The 24461-nt window shown below is 70.3% G+C and carries 2 protein-coding genes; both read right to left on the bottom strand.

Annotation, left to right across the window (positions count from 1 at the left end; genetic code table 11):
* Positions 1 to 9: 9 nt before the first annotated feature.
* Positions 10 to 14310, bottom strand: coding sequence for a type I polyketide synthase (locus ACRAKF_RS31430; protein WP_447041067.1), 14301 nt, complete (start codon positions 14308 to 14310; stop codon positions 10 to 12).
* Between the two features lie 32 nt (positions 14311 to 14342).
* On the bottom strand, positions 14343 to 24452 hold the full coding sequence (locus ACRAKF_RS31425; RefSeq protein ID WP_447041065.1) for a type I polyketide synthase: 10110 nt from the start codon (positions 24450 to 24452) through the stop codon (positions 14343 to 14345).
* Positions 24453 to 24461 lie beyond the last annotated feature (9 nt).

The following is a 24461-nucleotide window of genomic DNA, read 5'->3' as shown; positions in this document are numbered from 1 at the left end:
GCCCACGTTTTAGCTGAGCTCGTTCTCGATGAAATCGAAGAGATCGTCGTCGGAAGCCCCGTCAAGCCGCTGCGTAATGCTCTCGGCGTCCTTCGCTCCGCCCTCGTCGCCATTCAATCTGGCGAGGAGCACTTGGAGTCGAGCCGCGATGGCCATTCGCCCGGCATCGTCCGGCTCAGCCGTGGAAAGTGATGCCTCAAGTTTTTCCAGATCCGCGATCAGCGGATTGGCGGATACCCCTTCGTCGGGCAGGACACCCGTTCCTACATGCTCGGCCAAGGCCTTTGCATTGGGGTAGTCGAAGACCAGTGTGGTGGGCAGCCGCAGCCCGGTGTCCGAGTTCAGCCGGTTTCGGAATTCTACCGCGGTGAGCGAGTCGAATCCCAAATCCTTGAAGGCCCGGTCGGATTCCACGCCTTCCATACCGGCGAATCCGAGAACCGCCGCCGCGTGACCGCGCACCAGGTCGAGCACGGCGCGCTGCCGCTCGCCCGGAGCCAGCGCGAGGAGCCTTTCCCGCAGTGCCGATCCGCCCTCGGCGTGGCTTTCCTCGGCGGCACGGGCCTGCTCCAGGGCCGTTATGACCTCGGGCAGTTCGCCGAGGAGCGGACTGGGCCGCCCCATCGTGAACGCGGGCGCGAACCGCTCCCAGTCCACGTCGGCGACCGTCACCACACCGTCATCACCCGCGACCGCTCCCTGCAACGCCGCAAGAGCCAGACCGGGCGCCATCGCGGACAGACCACGACGGGCCAACTGGTCGCCGCCGTCGCCGGCCGCCATACCGCTTTCCGCCCACGGCCCCCAAGCCACAGCCGTACCGGCAAGACCCCGACCCCGACGGTCCTCCACCAACGCGTCCAGATAAGCGTTGGCCGCACCATAAGCAGCCTGACCACCACTGCCCCACACACCCGCGATCGAAGAGAACACCACGAACGCGTCCAGCTCACGATCACCCAGCAACGCGTCCAGATGCCCGGCACCCGTCGCCTTGCCCGACACCACAGCCGCCGCATCCGCCAGCCCCATACCCGCAAGCTCCGCCGCCTGCTCCACACCCGCCGCATGGAAAACAGCCCTCAGCGGAAACTCCTCCGGAACCGCCTCCAGCACACCGGCCAGCGCCTCACGATCAGACACATCACAGGCCGCCACCGTCACCCCGGCACCCAGGGCCACCAGCTCATCCCGCAACGCCTCAGCACCCGGCGCCTCAAGACCACGACGGCTGGTCAGCACCAGATGCTCGGCACCGTTGCCCACCAGCCAGCGGGCCACCCGGCCACCCAGCGCACCCGTACCACCGGTCACCAACACCGTGCCACGCACCCGCCACGGCGCCACATCGGCGACAGGCGCAGCCGACCGGGCCAGACGACGTACGAACACACCAGAGCCACGCACCGCGACCTGGTCCTCGCCGCCCTCACCGGCACCGCCGGACAGCACACCCGTCAGCCGCGCGACCGCACGCTCATCCAGCACCTCGGGCAGATCAACCAGACCACCCCACAACGCCGAGTGCTCCAACGCGGCCACCCGGCCCAAACCCCACACCTGCGCCTGCACAGCGCCCGCAAGCCGATCCGAACGCCCCACCGACACCGCACCCCGCGTACCGCACCACAGCGAGGCCTCGAAGCCCGTGTCCGCCATGGCCTGCACCAACGTCAGCGTCAGGGCGAGACCGCTCGGCAGCTCGGGATGCCCGGAGCAAGGCTCCTCGTCCAGGGCGAGCAGCGACAACACACCACCCACAGCAGGCGCGTCGGCGACCGCCGCACGCAGCCGCTGCCCCAGCGCCTCGGCATCGAGGTCACGCTCGTCCGCCACCAGCGACACCACATCAGCGCCGTGACGACGGAGCCCGGCGACGGCCTCCGTCACCAACTCGTCCTCGGCACACGATGCCGGAACCACCACCAGCCACGTCCCCGACAACGCCCCACCGGCCACATCCCCGACCGGCTTCCACGACACCCGATAACGCCAACCGTCAATCGTGGATTGCTCGCGGTTGCTCCGGTGATATGCGGACAGCGCGGGCATGACCGTGCTCAGCGGCGCATTGCGATCGACATCGAGCGCCTCGGCGAGCGCTTCGAGATCCTCGCGCTCGACCGCTTCCCAGAAGCGCGCGTCCACCGAGTCCGCGGCCGTCGAACCGGAATTCCGGCCACCGCCGGACGCGGACACCTCGGGCCAGAACCGTTCACGCTGAAACGCGTATGTGGGCAGCTCCACCTTGCCGGCGCCCTGTCCGGCGAATATCGACTCCCAGCCCACCGTGGCACCGTGTGCATGCAGTTCGGCAAGCGCCGTCATCAAAGCCCCTGCTTCGGATCGTTCTTTACGCAGCACTGGTACCAGGACCGCCGCCGAGGTGTCCTCGGCGTTTGCCGCGAGGCAGTCCTGGGCCATGGCGGTGAGCACACCGTCCGGACCGACTTCCAAGAACCTTGTCACGCCCAACGCCTCAAGCGAACGAACCCCATCCGCGAACCGAACTGCCTCACGCACATGCCGGACCCAATAGTCCGGAGAACACGTCTCCCCCTCCGAGACCAGCCTGCCAGTGACATTGGAGACCAGCGCCGTGGTCGGCGGTGCAAAAGAGACCTCACGGACGACTCGGTCGAACTCCTCCAACATACTGTCCATGAGATAAGAGTGAAACGCATGTGAGACCCGCAAACACCTAGTCTTTCTCCCCTTCGCCGTCCAGGTGTCCGCCACCTCCTGGACCGCTTGCGTGTGCCCGGCGATCACCACGGCCGTCGGTCCGTTGACCGCCGCGATGCTCACCTCGTGCTCACGGCCGGCGAACGAGGCGGCGATCTCCTCCTCAGATGCCTGGATGGCGACCATCGCGCCGCCCTCCGGCAGGGCCTGCATCAACCGGCCGCGGGCGGCCACCAGCGTGCACGCGTCCTGGAGCGAGAACACCCCCGCCACATGTGCGGCGGCGATCTCACCGATGGAGTGACCCATCACCACATCCGGGGTGACACCCCAGTGCTCAAGGAGCCGGAACAACGCCACCTCGACGGCGAACAACGCGGGCTGCGTGAACCCCGTCCGGTCCAGCAGCTCGGCATCCTCGCCGCCCTCCGTAGCGAACATCACATCCTTCAGCGGACGGTCCAGTACGACATCCAGGTGCGCGCACACCTCGTCCAGGGCGCGGGCGAACACCGGGTATGCCTCGTACAACTCTCGGCCCATACCCAGACGTTGTGCACCCTGCCCCGAGAACATGAACGCCGTCTTACCGCCCGACAACGCCTGCCCCTGGACCACACCGGAAGCGATTCCGCTCCCGGCCACGGCCTCAAGACCACGCAGAAGGGTTTCCCGGTCCTCGCCGACCAGCACGGCACGGTGCTCGAACACCGACCTGGCCGCCAGCGAATACCCCACATCCAGCACACCGAGGTCGCCCCGGGCCGCCACATGCGCGGCGAGCCGCCCGGCCTGTGCCCGCAATGCCTCCTGGCTCTTGGCCGAGACCAGCCACGGCACCACTGCCGACGACTCGACGGTCGCGGAAGCGGAAACCGGAGTGGCAGCGGGGGCCACGGCGTCCGAAGCCGAGGGCTGCCCGGTCTCCGGCGCCTGCTCGATGATGGTGTGGGCGTTGGTCCCGCTCAGCCCGAACGAGGAGATACCCGCCCGGCGCGGACGGCCGGTCTCCGGCCATGCGGTGGCCTCCGTCAGCAGCCGCACCTCACCCGCCGACCAGTCCACCTGGCTCGACGGCTCATCCACATGCAGGATCTTCGGCAACACGCCCTCACGCATCGCCATCACCATCTTGATGATGCCGGCGACACCGGCCGCCGCCTGAGTGTGCCCGATGTTCGACTTGATGGCCCCCAGCCACAGCGGCTGCTCCTCGGGCCGCCCCTGGCCGTAGGTGGCAAGGAGTGCCTGCGCCTCGATCGGGTCACCCAGCGTGGTACCTGTGCCGTGCGCCTCGACCGCGTCCACCTCGGTGGCCGACAGACGGGCACTCGCCAGCGCCTGACGGATCACCCGCTGCTGCGAGGGACCGTTGGGCGCCGTAAGGCCGTTGGACGCACCGTCCTGGTTGACCGCCGAGCCCCGTACGATCGCCAGCACCGGGTGGCCGTTCTTCCGCGCGTCCGACAGCCGCTCCACGAGGAGCAGGCCCACACCCTCTGACCAGCCCGTACCGTCCGCGGCGTCCGCGAACGGCTTGCACCGGCCATCGACCGCCAGCCCGCGCTGCCTGCTGAACTCCACGAAGGCGCCGGGTGTCGACATGACCGACACACCACCGGCAAGGGCCAGGTCGCACTCGCCCTGGCGCAGCGCCTGCATGGCCATGTGGAGTGCCACCAGCGACGACGAACACGCCGTGTCCACTGTCACCGCGGGCCCTTCGAGGCCGAAGGTGTAGGAGATACGGCCCGACACCACGCTGGCGGCGCTGCCCGTGCCCAAGTGGCCTTCGAGGTCGCCCTGGGAGTCCACCCACAATCCGGCGTAGTCCTGGCCGTTCGTCCCGACGAACACACCCGCCCGGGCGCCTCTCAGCGACTCGGGAGCGATACCGGCGCGCTCGAACGCCTCCCACGAGGTCTCGAGCAGCAGCCGCTGCTGCGGGTCCATGGCCAGCGCCTCACGCGGGGAGATCCCGAAGAACCTGGCGTCGAATCGCGGGGCGTCGTAGAGGAAGCCGCCCTCGCGGGCGTAGGACGTACCGAGCCGCTCGGGGTCGGGGTCGTACAGCCCGTCGAGGTCCCAACCGCGGTCGGCGGGGAACTCGGAGATGGCGTCGGCGCCTTCGGCCACCAGCCGCCACAGGTCTTCCGGTGTGTGGACGTCGCCGGGGAAGTGGCAGCTCATCGCCACGATCGCGATGGGGTCGTGGTCCACGGCCACCGCGTTCGGCTGGGCGGTGTCGAGGGCCGGCTGGGCCGTGCCGAACGCCTCGGCGTCCAGGTGGTCGGCCAGTTCGGCGGCGGTCGGGTAGTCGAAGACGAGCGTCGCCGGGAGGCGCAGGCCGGTCGCGAGGTCCAGCCGGTTGCGCAGCTCGACCGCCGTGAGGGAGTCGAATCCGAGGTCGCGGAAGGCGCGGCCGGGCTCGATCGAGTCCGCCGAGCTGTGGCCGAGCACGGAGGCCGCGTGGCCGCGGACCAGCTCCAGCACGGCCTCGTGGCGTTCGGCCGCCGACAGTCCGGCGAGCTTCCCGGCGAAGGTGGCCGCCTCCGTACCGGTGCCGCCGTCGTCCGTGGCCAGGTGCTTGTGCGCCTCGGGGATGCCGCTGACGAGAGTGCCGCCATGCGCGGCGGCCAGCGACGGGGCCAGGCGCTCCCAGTCGACGTCCGCGACGACGAGCGACGCCTCGTCTTGGCCGACGGCCCAGCTCAGCGCGTCCACCGCCAGCGCCGGGGCCATCGCGGACACCGCGCCACCGCGTACCCGCTCCCCCGCGCGGCCGCTCGCGGCCATTCCGGATTCGGCCCACGGTCCCCAGGCCACCGCCGTACCGGCAAGACCGGCGCCACGGCGCATCACGGCCAGCGCGTCCAGGTACGCGTTCGCCGCCGCGTAGGCGCCCTGTCCGGCGCCGCCCACCACACCGGCGAACGACGAGAACAGTACGAACGCGTCCAGTTCCAGGTCGGCCGTCAGCTCATGCAGCAGCCGCGCGCCCTCGACCTTCGCCCGCAGCACCCCGGCGAGCTGTTCGACGGTCAGTCCGTCCAGGACGCCGTCATCCAGCACACCGGCCGCGTGCACCACACCACGCAGCGGGAAGCGCTCGGGAATCCCCGCGAGCACCTCGACCAGCGCGTCCCTGTCGGAGGCGTCACAGGTCACCACCGACACGGCGGCGCCGAGCCCTTCCAGCTCCGCCCTCAGCTCGGAGGCGCCCTCCGCCGCGAGTCCACGACGGCTGGTCAGCACCACATGCTCGGCACCCTCACGCACCGCCCAGCGCGCCACATGCGCGCCCAGCGCACCCGTACCGCCGGTGATCAGCACCGAGCCGCTCGGCCGCCATGCCTCGCCGCCCATCGACGCCGTACGCACCAGCCGCCGGCCGAACACACCAGAGCCCCGGATCGCCGTCTCGTCCTCGCCGTCCTCGCCGTCCTCCGTGGACAGCACACCGGCCAGCCGCGCCACGGCGCGCTCGTCCAGCGTCTCGGGCAGATCGACGAGCCCGCCCCAGATCTGCGGATGCTCCAGCGCCGCCACCCGGCCGAGGCCCCACATCTGCGCCTGCGCGGTGCTCACGAGCCGGTCGGAACGACCCACCGACACCGCGCCCCGCGAGGCACACCACAGCCGAAGGCCCACGTCCAGCCCGGCCGCGGCCTGCACCAGCCGCAGCGTCAGCGCGAGTCCGGCGGTGACCACCGGCTCCGCGGCACACGGCTCCTCGTCCAGCGCGAGCAACGACAGCACATTCGCGTCGGACGCATCGCCGAGCACACGGAGCAGCACCTCGGCGAGCCCATCGCGGTCCATGTCGCCGTCGACCGGCACCGGTACGACGCGAGCGCCGTACTTCTCCAGTCCCTGCGTGATCGTGACGGCCAGCTCGCTGTCCGCGAGCCCGGCGGGCACGGCCAGCAGCCACGCACCCGACAGCGTCCCCGCCGCCTCCGCGACCGGCTTCCAGGAGACCCGGTAGCGCCAGCCGTCGACCGTGGCCCGGTCGCGCTGCTGACGGCGGTAGGAGGACAGCGCGGGCAGCAACTCGCCGAGCGAGCCACCGCCGTCGACGTCCAGCGCCTTTGCCAGTGTCTCCAGGTCCTCGCGCTCCACCGCGTCCCAGAACCGCGCGTCCACCGAGTCCGCGGCGGAACCGCTCGAAGCCTGCGCACGGTCCTCCAGCCAGAAGCGCTGGTGCTGGAAGGCGTACGTCGGCAGCTCCACCGTCCGCGCACCGCGCCCGGCGAAGACCTGCTCCCAGCCCACCTCGACACCGTGCACATGGAGTTCCGCCAGCGCCGTCGTCAGCGCCTGCGCCTCCGGGCGGTCCTTGCGCAGAACGGGTGCCACGACCGGGGCCGAACCGGCGTCCGCCCCCAGGCAGTCGCGCGCCATGGCGGACAGCACACCGTCGGGGCCGACCTCGACGAACCGGGTCACGCCCAGCTTCTCAAGCGCCCGCACGCCATCCGCGAACCGCACGGCCTCGCGCACATGCCGCACCCAGTACTCCGGCAAGCACACATCATCGCTGCTCGCCGCCTCACCGGTCACGTTCGACACCAGCGCGATGGTCGGTGGGGCGAACGACAGCCCCTCGACGACCTTGCGGAAGTCGGCGAGCATCGCGTCCATACGCGGCGAGTGGAAGGCGTGGCTGACCCGCAGGCGGCGGGTCTTGCGGCCCTGCTCCGACCACTGGCCTGCGATCTCCAGTACGGCGGCCTCGTCGCCCGCGATGACGACGGCGGTCGGGCCGTTTACGGCGGCAACACTCACCTCGGCCTCACGACCGGCGAGCGCCCCCGCGATCTCTTCCCCGGACGCCTCGATGGCGACCATGGCGCCGCCCTCCGGCAGCGCCTGCATCAGCCGGCCACGGGCAGCCACCAGCGTGCACGCGTCCTGAAGCGAGAACACCCCCGCCACATGCGCGGCAGCGATCTCACCGATGGAGTGACCCATCACCACATCCGGGGTGACACCCCAGTGCTCAAGCAACCGGAACAACGCCACCTCGACGGCGAACAGCGCGGGCTGCGTGAAAGCCGTCCGGTCCAGCAGTTCAGCGTCGGGACTGCCCTCGGCCGCGAACATCACAGCCTTCAGCGGACGGTCCAGTACGACGTCCAGGTGCGCGCACACCTCATCCAGGGCGCGGGCGAACACCGGGAACGCCTCGTACAGCTCCCGGCCCATGCCGAGCCGCTGCGCACCCTGACCCGAGAACAAGAACGCCATCACACCCGACGCGTTCGCGACGCCCTGAACCGCTCCCGGGGCCACTTCACCGGTCGCGACAGCCTCGACGCCGCGCAACAACTCCGCACGGTCGACACCCACGATCACCGCGCGGTGTTCATGCACCGCGCGGGTCGCCACCAGCGAGTGGCCCACATCCAGCGCGCCCAGCTCGGCACGCTCGACCAGATGCGACCGCAGCCGCTCGGCCTGGGCGCGCAGAGCCTCCGCGCTCCTGGCGGAAAGCGCCCAGGGCACGATGCCGTGATCCTCGACCGGGGCCGCCGGGGCGGGTTCCGCCTCGTGCTCGACCGGCGGGGCCTGCTCGATGATGGTGTGGGCGTTGGTGCCGCTCACGCCGAAGGCGGAGACACCGGCCCTGCGCGGATGCCCGGTCTCGGGCCACTCCACCGTCTCGGCCAGCAGCCGCACCTCACCCGCCGACCAGTCCACCTGGCTCGACGGCTCATCCACATGCAGCGACTGCGGCAGCACACCGTGCCGCATCGCCATCACCATCTTGATGATTCCGCCCACACCGGCCGCGGCCTGCGTGTGGCCGATGTTCGACTTCAGCGATCCCAGCCACAGCGGAAGACCCTCCGGCCGCTCCTGGCCGTACGTGGCAAGGAGTGCCTGCGCCTCGATCGGGTCACCCAGCGTCGTACCGGTACCGTGCGCCTCCACCACGTCCACATCGGCCGCCGACACTCCGGCGTTGGCGAGCGCCTGCCGGATCACCCGCTGCTGCGACGGCCCGTTGGGCGCCGTAAGGCCGTTGGACGCACCGTCCTGGTTGACCGCCGAGCCCCGTACGATCGCCAGCACCTCGTGGCCGTTGCGCTCGGCATCCGACAGCCGCTCCACAAGGAGCAGGCCCACGCCCTCGGACCAGCCCGTACCGTCCGCGGCGTCCGCGAACGGCTTGCAGCGGCCATCGGGGGCCAGCCCACGCTGCCGGCTGAACTCCACGAAGGCGCCGGGCGTGGCCATCACCGTCACACCACCGGCGAGCGCCATCTCGCACTCGCCCTGGCGCAGCGCCTGCGCGGCCTGGTGCAGGGCGACCAGCGACGAGGAGCACGCCGTGTCCACCGTCAGCGCCGGGCCCTCAAGGCCCAGCGTGTAGGAGATACGACCGGAGACGACCGAGGTCGCGTTGCCGGTCAGGATCTGCCCTTCGAGCTCCCCGGCCGCGCCGTCGTGCCCGACTCCGTAGCCCGAGGTCGCGGCTCCGACGAACACGCCGATCTGGCGGCCACGTACGGAGGTGGGAGCGATACCGGCCCGCTCGAACGCCTCCCAGGACGTCTCAAGGAGCAGCCGCTGCTGCGGGTCCATGGCGAGCGCCTCACGCGGCGAGATCCCGAAGAAGGCGGCATCGAACTCGCCTCCGTTGTGCAGGAAACCACCTTCACGTGCGTAGAACGTACCCAGACGCTCGGGGTCCGGGTCGTACATGCCCTCCACGTCCCAGCCGCGGTTGGACGGGAAGTCGGAGATGGCGTCACCACCACCGGCCACGAGCCGCCACAGGTCCTCGGGGCTTCCGACGCCGCCCGGGAAGCGGCAGCTCATCCCGACGATCGCGATCGGGTCGTCATCGACCGAGGCCACCAGCGCCGAAGGCGCAGCCACCGCCCCCTGCGTACCCAGCACCTCGGCACGCAGATGGTCGGCCAGCACCGCGGCACTCGGGTAGTCGAAGACCAACGTGGCCGGCAGCACCAGCCCCGTCTCCGCGTTCAACCGGTTACGGAACTCCACCGCGGTGAGCGAGTCGAAGCCCAGCTCCTTGAACGCCCGCCCCGGCTCAACCACCTCGGCACCCGCGAAACCGAGCACCGCCGCGGCCTGGCCGCGCACGAGGTCGAGCAGGGCCCGGTCGATCTCGGCCTCGGTCAGCCCCGCCAGACGCTGCCGCAGCCCCGTCGATGCGTCGCCTGCCTGGCCGGACGAGTTCGCGGCGTCGAGTGCCTTCCGGACCTCGGGCAGGTCACCGAGCAACGGGCTCGGCCGCTCCAAAGTGAACAAGGGGGCGAACCGCTCCCAGTCCACGTCGGCGACCGTCACCACACCGTCATCACCCGCGACCGCTCCCTGCAACGCCGCAAGCGCCAGCGTCGGAGGAATGACCGCCAGGCCACGACGGCCGAGCTCCTCTTCCATCCGGTCCGAAGCGGCCATACCGCTTTCCGCCCACGGCCCCCAAGCCACAGCCGTACCGGCAAGACCCCGACCCCGACGGTCCTCCACCAACGCGTCCAGATAGGCGTTGGCCGCACCATAGGCAGCCTGTCCACCACTGCCCCACACACCGGCGATCGAAGAGAACACCACAAACGCGTCCAGCTCACGATCGCCCAGCAACGCGTCCAGATGCCCGGCACCCGTCGCCTTGCCCGACACCACAGCCGCCGCATCCGCCAGCCCCATGCCCGCAAGCTCCGCCGCCTGCTCCACACCCGCCGCATGGAAAACAGCCCTCAGCGGAAACTCCTCCGGAACCGCCTCCAGCACACCGGCCAACTGCTCACGATCAGACACATCACACGCCGCCACGGTCACCCCGGCGCCCAGGGCCACCAGCTCATCCCGCAACGCCTCAGCACCCGGCGCCTCAAGACCACGACGGCTGGTCAGCACCAGATGCTCGGCACCGTTGCCCACCAGCCAGCGGGCCACCCGGCCACCCAGCGCACCCGTACCGCCGGTCACCAACACCGTGCCACGCACCCGCCACGGCGTCGCATCAGCGACAGGCGCCGCCGACCGGGCCAGACGACGTACGAACACACCAGAGCCGCGCACCGCGACCTGGTCCTCGCCGCCCTCACCGGCCCCGCCGGACAGCACACCCGTCAGCCGCGCGACCGCACGCTCATCCAGCACCTCGGGCAGATCAACCAGACCACCCCACAACGCCGAGTGCTCCAACGCGGCCACCCGGCCCAAACCCCACACCTGCGACTGCACAGCGCCCGCAAGCCGATCCGAACGGCCCACCGACACCGCACCCCGCGTACCACACCACAGCGAGGCCTCGAAGCCCGTGTCCGCCATGGCCTGCACCAACGTCAGCGTCAGGGCGAGACCGCTGGGCAGCTCGGGATGCCCGGAGCAAGGCTCCTCGTCCAGGGCGAGCAGCGACAACACACCACCCACAGCAGGCGCGTCGGCGACCGCCGCACGCAGCCGCTGGCCCAGCGCCTCGGCGTCGAGGTCGTGCTCGTCCGCCACCAGCGACACCACATCGGCGCCGTGACGACGGAGCCCGGCGACGGCCTCCGTCACCAACTCGTCCTCGGCACACGATGCCGGAACCACCACCAGCCACGTCCCCGACAACGCCCCACCGGCCACATCCCCGACCGGCTTCCACGCCACCCGATAGCGCCAACCATCAATGGTCGACTGGTCACGGCTGCTGCGCCGGTACGCCGAAAGCGCGGGCAGAACCGCGCCCAGCGTCGCTTCATCATCGAAGTCGAGCGTCTTGGCGAGCGCTTCGAGATCCTCGCGCTCCACGGCCCGCCAGAACCACGCGTCCACCTCGTCCCGGATGCCGGCATCAACACCGAGCCCGTCGGCGGACTTCTCGATCCAGTAGCGCTGACGCTGGAACGGGTATGTCGGCAGGTCGACCCTGCGAGCTTCGAGACCGTCGAACGCCGGCCGCCAGTCGACGACGGAGCCATGAACATGCAGCCGAGCCAGCGTCGTGGTCAGGGCGACGGTCTCCGAGCGGTCCTTGCGCAGCACCGGCACGACCACGGGCGCCGAGCCGGACTCGACCCGTTCTGCCAGGCAGTCCTGCGCCATCGCCGAGAGCACACCGTCGGGGCCCACCTCCAGGAAGGTGGTCACGCCCTGCGCGTCGAGCGTCCGCACACCGTCCGCGAACCGCACCGCCTCCCGGACATGGCGCACCCAGTACTCCGGCGAGCACACTTCCGCGTCCGCCACCTTGCCGGTGACGTTGGAGACGAGATCGATGGAGGGCGAGGCGAACGACAGGGCTTCCACGACACGCCGGAAGTCGTCCAGCATGGCGTCCATGCGGGGCGAGTGGAAGGCGTGGCTGACCCGCAGGCGGCGGGTCTTGCGGCCCTGCTCCGACCACTGGCCTGCGATCTCCAGTACGGCGGCCTCGTCCCCGGCGATCACCACGGCCGTCGGGCCATTGACGGCCGCGATGCTCACCTCGGCCTCACGACCGGCGAGCGATCCGGCGATCTCCTCCTCCGACGCCTGCACCGCCACCATCGCGCCGCCCTCCGGCAGCGCCTGCATCAGCCGGCCACGCGCCGCGACCAGCGCGCACGCGTCCTTCAGCGAGAACACCCCGGCCACGTGGGCGGCGGCGATCTCACCGATGGAGTGACCCATCACCACATCCGGGGTGACACCCCAGTGCTCAAGGAGCCGGAACAACGCCACCTCGACGGCGAACAGCGCGGGCTGCGTGAACGCCGTCTGATTCAGCAGTTCAGCGTGGGGACTGCCCTCGGCCGCGAACATCACAGCCTTCAGCGGACGGTCCAGTACGACGTCCAGGTGCGCGCACACCTCATCCAGGGCGCGGGCGAACACCGGGAACTCCTCGTACAACTCCCGGCCCATGCCGTGGCGTTGCGCACCCTGCCCGGAGAACAGGAACGCGAGGGTGTCCTCGTTCCGTGCCACACCCTGGACGACCTGAGCCGCGTTCTCGCCGTTGGCCAGAGCCTCCAGATCGCGGAGGAGGCTCTCACGGTCCTTGGTGATCACGGCCGCGCGGTGCTCGAAAACCGAACGGGTCGTGGCCAGGGAAAACGCCATATCGACCGGCGACAACTCCGGATGGGCAACCATGTGGGCATGGAGCTGGCCCGCCTGGGCGCTCAGCGCCTCCGCGCTCTTTCCGGACACCAGCCACGGCAGGACGGCGGGCTGCTTCGCCGCGTCGGCCTGGGGGACGGTTTCCTCCTGTCGTTCACCGAGGTCGGTCTCCGGGGCCTGCTCGATGATGGTGTGGGCGTTGGTCCCACTGAGCCCGAACGAGGAGATACCCGCCCGGCGCGGACGGCCGGTCTCCGGCCACTCGGTGGCCTCCGTCAGCAGCCGCACCTCACCCGCAGACCAGTCCACCTGCCGTGAGGGCTCGTCCACATGAAGGATCTTCGGCAACACGCCCTCGCGCATCGCCATCACCATCTTGATGATGCCCGCGACACCGGCCGCCGCCTGAGTGTGCCCGATGTTCGACTTGATGGCGCCCAGCCACAGCGGCTGCTCCTCGGAACGCCCCTGACCGTAGGCGGCAAGGAGCGCCTGCGCCTCGATCGGGTCACCCAGCGACGTACCCGTACCGTGCGCCTCGACCGCGTCCACCTCGGTGGCCGACAGTCCCGCGCTGGCCAGTGCCTGGCGGATGACTCGCTGCTGGGACGGGCCGTTGGGCGCCGTGAGGCCGTTGGACGCACCGTCCTGGTTGACCGCCGAGCCGCGCACGATCGCCAGCACCGGATGGCCGTTCTTCCGCGCGTCCGACAGCCGCTCCACAAGGAGCAGGCCCACACCCTCGGACCACCCCGTGCCGTCCGCGCCCTCCGCGAACGGCTTGCACCGGCCATCGACCGCCAGTCCGCGCTGCCGGCTGAACTCGATGAACGATCCGGGCGACGACATGACCGACACACCACCGGCGAGCGCCATGTCGCACTCGCCCTGGCGCAGTGCCTGCACCGCGAGGTGCAGCGCGACGAGCGACGACGAGCATGCCGTGTCCACCGTCACCGCGGGCCCTTCGAGGCCGAAGGTGTAGGAGATACGGCCCGACACCACGCTGGCCGCACTGCCCGTCAGGTAGCCCTCCAGTTCGCCTCCCACCTCGTAGAGATGGGTCGCGTAGTCCAGGCCACTCGTGCCGACGAAGACCCCGACCGGCCTGTTGCGCAGGGAGACGGGGTCGATACCGGTCCGCTCGAACGCCTCCCACGAGGCTTCAAGGAGCAGCCTCTGCTGTGGATCGGTCGCCAGCGCCTCACGCGGAGACATCCCGAAGAACTGCGGGTCGAACTCGTCGGCGTCGTAGAGGAAGCCGCCCTCACGGGTGTAACTCGTCCCCGGGTTGTCCGGGTCGGGGTGGTACAGCGTCTCGTTCTCCCAACCGCGATCGGTCGGGAACTCGGAGATGGCATCGACGCCATCCGCGACGAGTTGCCAGAGCTGCTCGGGGGTGCGCACGCCTCCGGGGAAACGACAGCTCATACCGACGATGGCGATGGGCTCTTTCGAGGCCGCGACCAGACGCTGGTTCTGTAGCTTGAGGTGGTCGTTTTCCCGCAGGGAAGCGCGCAGCGCTTCGACAACTTTTTCGGAGGACGTAGCCATCAGTAGCTCCACACTTCCAACAACATCAAAGGTCAGCCGCCCAGAGCCCTCTGGACCAGGTCATCGACATCCATCGTGTCGACCGCGCTACTCAGTTCTTCTTGCGGCGCCGACTCAGAACCGCTCTCCGATATCTGAGCGAGTTCGAGCAGGGTGTCCATGAGTCCGGCTTCACGGAAACGCGCGAGCGGAATGGAAACCAACGCCTCGCGTATCCGGTCCTCTTCCGAGCCGTTCCGCTCGGGCCCACCACCTTGCGGGAACATGCCCGCTTCCAGGTGCTCGGCCAGGGCGACGAGGTTCGGGTAGTCGAATGCCAGCGTGGTCGACAGCTCCAGGCCGGTGATCACGCCCAGCCGGTTGCGTAGCTGAACAGCCGTCAGTGAGTCGAACCCGAGCTCTGTGAACGACCGGTCGTTCTCGATGGCGTCCGGGGTCGTGTGCACCAGGACCGCGGCGACGTGCTGACGCACCAGCTTGCGCAACTGGCGTTGACGCTTCGCCGGGGGCAGCGCCTCCAGACTTGTGCGCAGCTCGGCCGCCGCCGACTCGGTCGCCGCCGGTTCGGAATGCGTCAGCGATGCCGTCGGCCGCTGCGTCTCCATCAGCTCGCTCAGCAACGCTGTCGTCCTGGCCGCTCCCAGCTCGCCCGCGAGCCGCTCCCATGCGGCATCGGCCACGAGGAGGAAGGTTTCGTCCAGGTCCAGAGCACGCTGAAGCGCGGAGATGGCCAGATCCGGGTTCATCGGGGCCATGCCGCCCCGCCTCATCTGCTCTTCGAGCTCCCCGTCGACCGCCATACCGCTCCCGGCCCAGGCGCCCCAGGCGATGGAGGTCGCGGGAAGGCCGTCCGCGCGCCGCTGCAACGCCAGCGCGTCAAGATAGGCATTACCCGCCGCGTAGCTTCCCTGGCCCGGGCCACCCAACGTGCCCGCCGCCGAGGAGAACAACACGAACGCCGACAGATCCATCCCCGCCGTCAGCTCATGCAGATTCCGCGCCGCATCCACCTTCGGACGCAACACCCCAGCCGCACGCTCCACCGTCAGGGCATCCACCACACCGTCATCCAGCACACCCGCCGTATGCACCACCGCAGTAAGCGGCAACTCCTCCGGAATCGCCTCCAGCACCGCCGCCAGCGCCTCACGGTCCGCCGCATCACACGCCGCCACCGTCACCGAAGCACCCAGGCCCTCCAGCTCCGCCTTCAGCTCAGCGGCACCCCCGGCCTCCAACCCACGACGACTCGTCAGCACCAAATGCTCAGCACCCGTACGAGCCAGCCAACGAGCCACATGGCCCCCCAGCGCACCCGTACCACCGGTCACCAGCACCGAACCGCCCGAACGCCACCCATCAACACCCGCGGCCTCACCCACGGAAGCCCGCACCAACCGCTTGGCGAACACGCCCGAAGCGCGCACCGCGACCTGGTCCTCACCGTCACCGCCCGCCAGCACCCCGGCCAGCCGCGATACGGCGCGCTCGTCGAGCGTCTCGGGCAGGTCGACGAGCCCGCCCCAGGTCTGCGGGTGCTCAAGCGCCACGACTCCGCCGAGGCCCCACACCTGCGCCTGGGTGGCGCTCGCGAGCCGGTCGGAACGGCCCACCGACACCGCGCCCCGCGAGGCACACCACAGCCGAGCGCGGACACCCAGCCCTGCCACGGTCTGCATCAGCCACAGAGTCAGCGCGAGTCCAGCGGCCACCGGTTGCCCGGCCATCGGCTCCTCGTCCAACGCGAGCAACGACAGCACCCTGACATCGGATTCGCCGTCGACCGCGGCCAGCAGTGCCCGGGCGAGCACGTCGCGGTCCGCGCCCGCGTCCACCGCCACCGGTACGACACGGGCACCGGCCTTTTCGAGCCCTTGGGAAATCGTCTCGGTGAGCTCACTGTCCGCGTGCCCGGCGGGCACCACCAGCAGCCACGCACCGGACAGCGACCCCGCCTCCGCCTCCGGGAGCGGCTTCCAGGAGACCCGGTAACGCCAGCCATCGACCGTGGTCCGCTCACGCTGCTGACGGCGGTACGAGGACAGCGCGGGCAGCAACTCGCCCAGCGAGCCGCTCCCGTCGACGTCCAGCGCCTCCGCCAGCGTCTCCAAGTCCTCACGCTCCACCGCGTCCCAGAACCGCGCGTCCACGCTGTCCACCGCGGCGGAACCACCCGGCACGGAGCCGGCCGAAGCCTCCGCGTCCTCCAGCCAGTAACGCCGACGCTGGAAGGCGTACGTCGGCAGCTCCACCGTCCGCGCACCGCGCCCGGCGAAGACCTGCTCCCAGCCCACCTCGACACCGTGCACATGGAGTTCGGCCAGCGCCGTCGTCAGCGCCAGCACCTCCGGACGGTCCTTGCGCAGAACGGCTGCCACGACCGAGGCCGAACCGGCGTCCGCCCCCAGGCAGTCCTGCGTCATCGCGGTGAGCACACCGTCGGGACCGACCTCCAGGAACGAGGTCACCCCGAGCTTCTCCAGCGCCCGCACCCCGTCCGCGAACCGCACCGCCTGCCGCACATGGCGCACCCAGTACTCCGCCGAGCACACATCGTCCGTGCCCGCCGGCTCACCGGTCACATTGGAGACCAGCGCGAGGGTCGGCGGGGCGAACGACAGCCCCTCGACGACCTTGCGGAAGTCGCCGAGCATCGCGTCCATGCGGGGCGAGTGGAAGGCGTGGCTGACCCGCAGGCGACGGGTCTTACGGCCCTGCTCCGACCACTGGCCGACAATCTCCAGTACGGCGGCCTCGTCACCCGCGATCACCACGGCGGTCGGGCCGTTGACGGCCGCAATGCTCACCTCGGCCTCACGACCGGCGAGCGATCCGGCGATCTCCTCCTCCGACGCCTGCACCGCCACCATCGCGCCGCCCTCCGGCAGCGCCTGCATCAACCGGCCACGCGCCGCGACCAGCGCACACGCGTCCTGAAGCGAGAACACCCCCGCCACATGCGCGGCAGCGATCTCACCGATGGAGTGACCCATCACCACATCCGGGGTGACACCCCAGTGCTCAAGCAGCCGGAACAACGCCACCTCGACGGCGAACAACGCGGGCTGCGTGAACGCCGTCCGATTCAGCAGCTCGGCATCCACGCCGCCTTCCGCCGCGAACATCACGTCCTTCAGCGGACGGTCCAGTACGACATCCAGATGCGCGCACACCTCGTCCAGAGCCTGGGCGAACACCGGGAACGTCTCGTACAACTCCCGGCCCATACCCAAGCGTTGCGCGCCCTGCCCCGAGAACAGGAACGCCCGCAGACCGGGCGCGTTCGCGACGCCCTGAACCAGTCCCGGGGCGACCTCTCCGGATGCGACGGCCTCAAGACCGGCGAGGAGTTCCGCACGGCTCGCGCCCGACACCACCGCACGGTGCTCGAACATCGACCGCGTCGCCACCAGCGAGTGGCCGACGTCCAGCGCGCTCGTCTCGACCCGCTCCAGCAGGAACGCCCTCAGCCGCGCCGCCTGGGCCCGCAGCGCGTCCGCGCCACGAGCCGACAACAGCCACGTGACCACGCCACTGTCCGCGTCGGAAGCCGGAATCTCCTCGGCCTCGGACGCATCCTCGCCGACCGGCGGGGCCTGCTCGATGATGGTGTGCGCGTTGGTGCCGCTCACACCGAAGGCGGAGACACCGGCCCGGCGCGGCTGCCCGGTCTCAGGCCACTCGGTGGGCTCCGTCAGCAACCGCACCTCACCCGCCGACCAGTCCACCTGCCGTGAGGGCTCGTCCACATGCAGCGTCTTCGGCAGTACGCCGTGCCGCATCGCCATCACCATCTTGATGACACCGGCGAGTCCGGACGCGGCCTGGGTGTGGCCGATGTTCGACTTCAGCGCGCCCAGCAGCAGCGGGCGGCCCTCCGGCCGCTCCTGGCCGTACGTGGCAAGCAGCGCCTGCGCCTCGATGGGGTCACCCAGCGTCGTACCGGTGCCGTGTGCCTCGACCACCTGGATGTCGGCGGCCGACACTCCGGCGTTGGCGAGGGCCTGCCGGATCACCCGCTGCTGGGACGGCCCGTTCGGCGCCGTCAGACCATTGCTGGCGCCGTCCTGGTTGACCGCCGAACCACGCACGACCGCCAGTACGGGGTGGCCGTTGCGCCGGGCGTCGGACAGCCGCTCCACGAGCAGCATGCCCACCCCCTCTGACCAGCCCGTGCCGTCCGCGGCGTCCGCGAACGGCTTGCAGCGGCCGTCGGCGGCAAGTCCACGCTGCCTGCTGAACTCCACGAACGCACCGGGCGACGACATCACCGAGACGCCGCCGGCGAGCGCCAGATCGCATTCGCCCTGACGCAGCGCCTGCGCGGCCAGATGCAGCGCGACCAGCGACGACGAGCACGCCGTGTCGACCGTCACCGCGGGTCCCTCAAGACCGAGCGTGTACGAGATACGACCGGATGCCACGCTGCCGGCGCTTCCGCTGCCGAGAGACCCCTCGAAGCCCTCGGGGACCTGCCGCAGCCGGGTGCCGTAGTCGTTGTACATCACGCCCACGAACACACCGGACCGGCTGCCCCGCTTGGTCGTGGGGTCGATACCGGCCCGCTCGAACGCCTCCCATGAGGTCTCAAGGAGCAGCCGCTGCTGCGGGTCGGTCGCCAGCGCCTCGCGCGGACTCATGTCGAAGAAGGCGGGGTCGAATTGGTGCGCGTCGTAGAGGAACCCACCGTTCTGGGCGTAGTACGTGCCCTCCCGGTCGGGGTCCGGGTCGTACAGGCCCTCAAGGTCCCACCCGCGGTCGGAGGGGAACTCGGACATCGCGTCCGTGCCCGCCATGACCAACTGCCACAGCTCTTCGGGGGTCCGCACCCCGCCCGGGAAGCGGCAGCTCATGCTCACGATCACGATGGGGTCGCTGTCCACCGGCGTGCCCGGCGCGACCATCGCCGCCGCGCCCGCCGACGAGGCAGCACTGTCTCCGCCCAGGATTTCGTCACGGATGTGGCCGACGAGTGCCATCGGGGTCGGATAGTCGAAAACCAGCGTGGCGGGCAGCCGCAGACCGGTCTCCGCGGTGAGCCGATTCCTGAGATCGACCCCCATCAGCGAGTCGAAGCCGAGCTCCTTGAACGGCCGTCGTGTGTTGACGGTCTCGGCAGTGGCGTGTCCGAGGGCGGCCGCGGTCTGCACGCGGACCAGCTCCAGCAACATCTGATCCTGCGATGTCTGCGGCAGGCCCGCGAGGCGCCGGCGCAGTTCACCGGGAAGGCTCTCGTCCTGCTCCGCTCGTACGACACGGCGCGCGGTCACGGTGGGCACGACGCCACGGAAGACGGCGGGGAGTTCGGCGCCCTGCGCACGCAGCGCCGGGATGTCCAGCCGCACCGAAACCGGCACGATCTCATCCGCGACCAGAGCCGCGTCGAACAGCTCAAGCCCTTCGTCCGTGGTCAGTGGCACCAGGCCGGAACGCGACACTCGGCGCAGGTCCCTCTCGCCGAGGTGTCCGGTCATGCCGCTGGCCTCGGCCCACAGGCCCCACGCCATCGACACACCCGGCAACCCCTGCGTCCGGCGCCAGGAGGCGAGACCGTCCAGGAACACATTCGCCGCCGCGTAGCTTCCCTGGCCCGGACCGCCCAGCACACCAGCCGCCGAGGAGAACAGCACGAACGCCGACAGGTCCAGCCCGGCCGTCAGCTCATGCAGGTTCCACGCCGCGTCCACCTTCGCCCGCAGCACCGGCTCGACCCGCTCACGGGTCAACGACGTCAGCAACCCGTCATCCAGCACACCCGCCGCATGCACCACACCGCTCAACGTGAAGCCCGCCGGCAGCCCGGACAACGTCCCGGCCAGGGCCTCGCGGTCCGCGGCGTCACACGCCGCGATCACCACCTCGGCGCCCGCAGCCTCCAGCTCCGCCCGCAACTCCCCCGCCCCCGCAGCCTCCCCACCACGACGAGACAGCAGCACCAGCTTCGTGACCCCATGCCGCGCCACCAAATGCCGGGCCACCAAACCACCCAGCACACCCGTGCCACCCGTCACCAGCACCGCGCCAGAACCAAACGCCCCCGACTCCGACAGATCCGGCGCCGGCACCCGGCCCAGGCGCGGCACCCGCACCACGCCCGACCGCACCACCACCTGCTCCTCCCCCAGGCCCAGCACCCCGGGAAGAACACCGTCGACTCCCTCCACGTCATCGGTGTCCAACAGCACCAGACGCCCAGGATTCTCCGACTGCGCCGACCGCACCAGACCCCACACCGCGGCCCCGGCCAGATCCACCACGCCCTCACCCACATCAACAGCGCGCCGGGTCACCACCACCAGCCGCTCACCCGCGAGATCCTCACCCCCAACCCACGCCTGCACCCGCTCCAGGACCTCAAGGACCCGCCCGTACACCTCACTCACCACATCAAAACCACCGGAGACCACCCGCACGACCTCAGTCCGCGACGCCACCTCCCCCACAACAGCCGCGGGCGCATCCACCCACTCGACCCGGAACAGCGCATCCCGCGCCACCCCACCCGCAGTGTTCAGCTGATCCGCGTCAACCGGCCGCAACACCAGCGACTCGACCGACGCCACCCCGCGCCCCGACTCGTCCCCCACCAGCACCGACACCGCATCCGACCCCACACTCACCGGAGCCAGCCGCACCCGCAGCGACGTCGCACCCACCGCATCCAGAGCAAACCCACGCCAGGAGAACGGCAACAGACTCCCCGAACCCCCCGCGAAGCCCTCACTCACCCCCAACGCATGCAACGCCGCGTCGAACAACGCCGGATGCAGACCAAACCGGCCCGCCCGCTCCCGCTCACCCTCCGGAAGCCCGACCTCCGCGAACACCTCACCATCACGCCGCCACGCACGCCTCAACCCCTGGAAAACCGGCCCGTACTCCAGCCCGTTCTCCGCAGCCCGCACATACTCACCCGACACATCAACCGACTCAGCCCCCACCGGCGGCCACACACCGAAGTCGAAGGAATCCGCGTCGGCTGTTGCCATCGGCGCGAGCACACCACGGGCATGGCACGTCCATGGCACGTCCTGGCCCGCTGCCTCCTCCCGCGAGAACACGCTCACCTCACGGAAGCCGGAAGCGTCCGCCTCCCCTGCCTCGACCTGGATCCGCACCCCACCGCGCTCGGGCAGGATCAGCGGCGCCTCGATGACGAGTTCCTCAATCCGGCCACAGCCGACCTGGTCCCCGGCCTGCCCCACAAGCTCGACAAACGCCGTCCCGGGCAGCAGCACGACGCCGTGGACGGCGTGATCCGCCAGCCACTCGTGCGTGGCCAACGACAACCGTCCATTCAGCAGCACCCCGCCGCCGCTGGCCAACGACACCACCGCACCCAACAACGGGTGCCCCAGCGAACCCAACCCCACGGAACTCACATCGCCCACACCCGCGGGAACGTCGAGCCAGAAGCGCTCCCGCTGGAAGGCGTACGTCGGCAGCTCAATCTGCCGACCGCCCCGGCCCTCCAACACGGTGGCCCAGTCCACCTCGGCGCCGTTCACGAATACCTCGGCGGCGGAGGTCAGGAACCGCTCCAGGCCGCCTTCGTCGCGGCGCAGAGTGCCGACGACCACGGCCTGCGCCTCGACGGCCTCCACCGTCTGCTGAACAGGGAGCGTGAGTACGGGATGCGGGCTCACCTCGATGAACACACCATGCCCGGCATCGAGCAGGACGCGGGTCGTGGCCTCCAGCTCGACCGTCTGCCGCAGGTTCCGGTACCAGTACTCCGCGTCGAGAGCGGCCGTATCCACCAGCCCACCGAACACCGTCGAGTAGAACGGCACCTCGGAGGTGCGGGGCTTCAGGTCCGCCAGGACCCTCAGCAGTTCCTCGCGAATGGACTCCACGTGCGCGGAGTGCGACGCGTAGTCCACCGGAACCCGGCGGACACGAATCTCCTCGCCCTCCAGCTCCGCGACCATCTCATCCAGCGCACCCGGATCACCCGACACCACGACCGAACCCGGGCCGTTGACCGCCGCAACCGAGATCACACCACCCCACCGGGCGATACGTTCCTGCGCCTGATCAACCGGGAGCCCCACCGACACCATGCCGCCGCGGCCGGCCAGACCGGCCGCGATCGCCTGGGACCGCAGGGTGACCACCTTCGCGGCGTCCTCCAGCGACAGCGCACCCGCCACACACGCCGCAGCGATCTCACCCTGGCTGTGGCCCATCACCGCGTCCGGCTCGACACCCACCGAACGCCACAGCTTCGCCAGCGACACCATCACCGCGAACAACACCGGCTGCACCACATCCACCCGGTCAAAACCGGGAGCACCCTCGCCGCCGCGCAGTACGTCCGTCAGCGACCAGTCCACATGAGCCGACAAAGCCGTCTCACACTCGCCGATCGCCTCGGCGAACACCGGCGAGGACTCAAGCAGCTCCACCGCCATACCCAGCCACTGCGCCCCCTGACCCGGGAACACGAACACCGAACGACCGGGAGGCGCGCTCTCGCCCACCACCACGCCCGGAACAGCGGACTTCTCCGTGACGGCGTCCAGGCCGGACAGCAACTCGTCCCGGTCCCGGCCCACCAGCACCGCGCGGTGCTCAAGCACCGACCGGGTCATGACCAGCGACCGCGCCACGTCGGCGGCGCTCAGCTCGGGGCGCTCGGCCACGAACTCCCGCAGCCGCCCGGCCTGCGCCCGCAGCCCCTCCTGGCTACGGCCCGACACCAGCCACGCCACCGGACCATCGGCGACCTCGGCATCGGCGTCGTCGGCCGCCTCGGCCTCCGGCGCCTGCTCCAGGATCACATGCGCGTTCGTCCCGCTCACACCGAACGAGGACACACCGGCCCTGCGCCGCTCACCCGTCTCCGGCCACGGGGTCTGCTCGGTCAGCAGCGATACCGCCCCCGCCGACCAGTCCACATGCTCCGACGGCTCCTCGACATGCAGGGTCTTGGGCAACACACCGTGCCGCATCGCCATCACCATCTTGATGACGCCACCCACGCCTGCGGCCGCCTGCGTGTGCCCCACGTTCGACTTGAACGAGCCCAGCCACAACGGCCGGTCGGCTCCGGCGCGCTCCTTGCCGTAGGTGGCAAGCAGCGCCTGCGCCTCGATCGGGTCACCCAGCGGTGTTCCGGTGCCGTGTGCCTCCACCGCGTCCACATCGGCCGCGGACAGGCCGGCGTTGCGCAGCGCGTCGCGGATCACCCTCTGCTGCGAGGGGCCATTGGGCGCCGTCAGCCGGCTGCTCGCCCCGTCCTGGTTCACGGCGGCGCCCCGTACCACGGCCAGCACCTGGTGCCCGTTGCGCCGGGCGTCGGACAGCCGCTCAAGGAGCAGCACACCGGCGCCCTCGGACCATCCGGTGCCGTCGGCGGCGTTCGAGAAGGACTTGCAGCGTCCGTCCACGGCGAGTCCGCGCAACCGGCTGAACTCGATGAACACCCCTGGTGTCGCCATCATGGCCACGCCACCGGCGAGCGCGAGCGAGCAGTCGCCCTTGCGGAGCGCCTGGACGGCCAGTTGGAGCGCCACGAGCGACGAGGAGCATGCGGTGTCCACGGTCACGGCGGGGCCTTCGAAGCCGAAGGTGTAGGAGATGCGGCCGGAGGCGATACTCCCGGCGCTGCCGTTGCCGAGGTGGCCTTCGAGGCCCTCCGGGATGGCCTGGATGCGGGAGCCGTAGTCGTTGTACATGACGCCGACGAACACGCCGGTTCGGCTGCCGCGCGCGGACGCCGGGTCGATGCCCGCCCGTTCGAGCGCTTCCCACGAGGTCTCAAGGAGCAGCCGCTGCTGCGGGTCGGTCGCCAGCGCCTCACGCGGGCTCATACCGAAGAAGGAGGCGTCGAAGCCGTTCGCGTCGTGCAGGAACCCGCCCTCACGCGTGTAGCTCTTGCCCGGCTTCTCCGGGTCGGGGTCGTACAGGTCCTCGTCCCATCCCCGGTCCACGGGGAAGGTGGAGACCGCGTCGGTGCCCGAGGCGACCAGCTCCCACAGGTCTTCGGGTGACTCCACCCCTCCGGGATATCGGCACCCCATGCCGACGATCGCGATGGGCTCCCGGTCCCTGTCCTTGAGTTCCTTCAGCTCTTGACGAGTTTCGTGCAGGCTGGCCGTCGCGCGCTTGAGATAGTCGCGCAGCTTGGTCTCGCTCACCGTTTCTTG

The organism is Streptomyces sp. DSM 118878 (genome assembly GCF_052936595.1).
The sequence above is the reverse complement of the archived record's forward strand: the minus strand, read 5'-3'. Positions and strand labels throughout refer to the sequence as shown.

Excerpts from the sequence above, each read along its gene's own strand:
- ACRAKF_RS31430 (WP_447041067.1), bottom strand. The coding sequence starts at position 14,310 with ATGGCTACGTCCTCCGAAAAAGTTGTCGAAGCGCTGCGCGCTTCCCTG.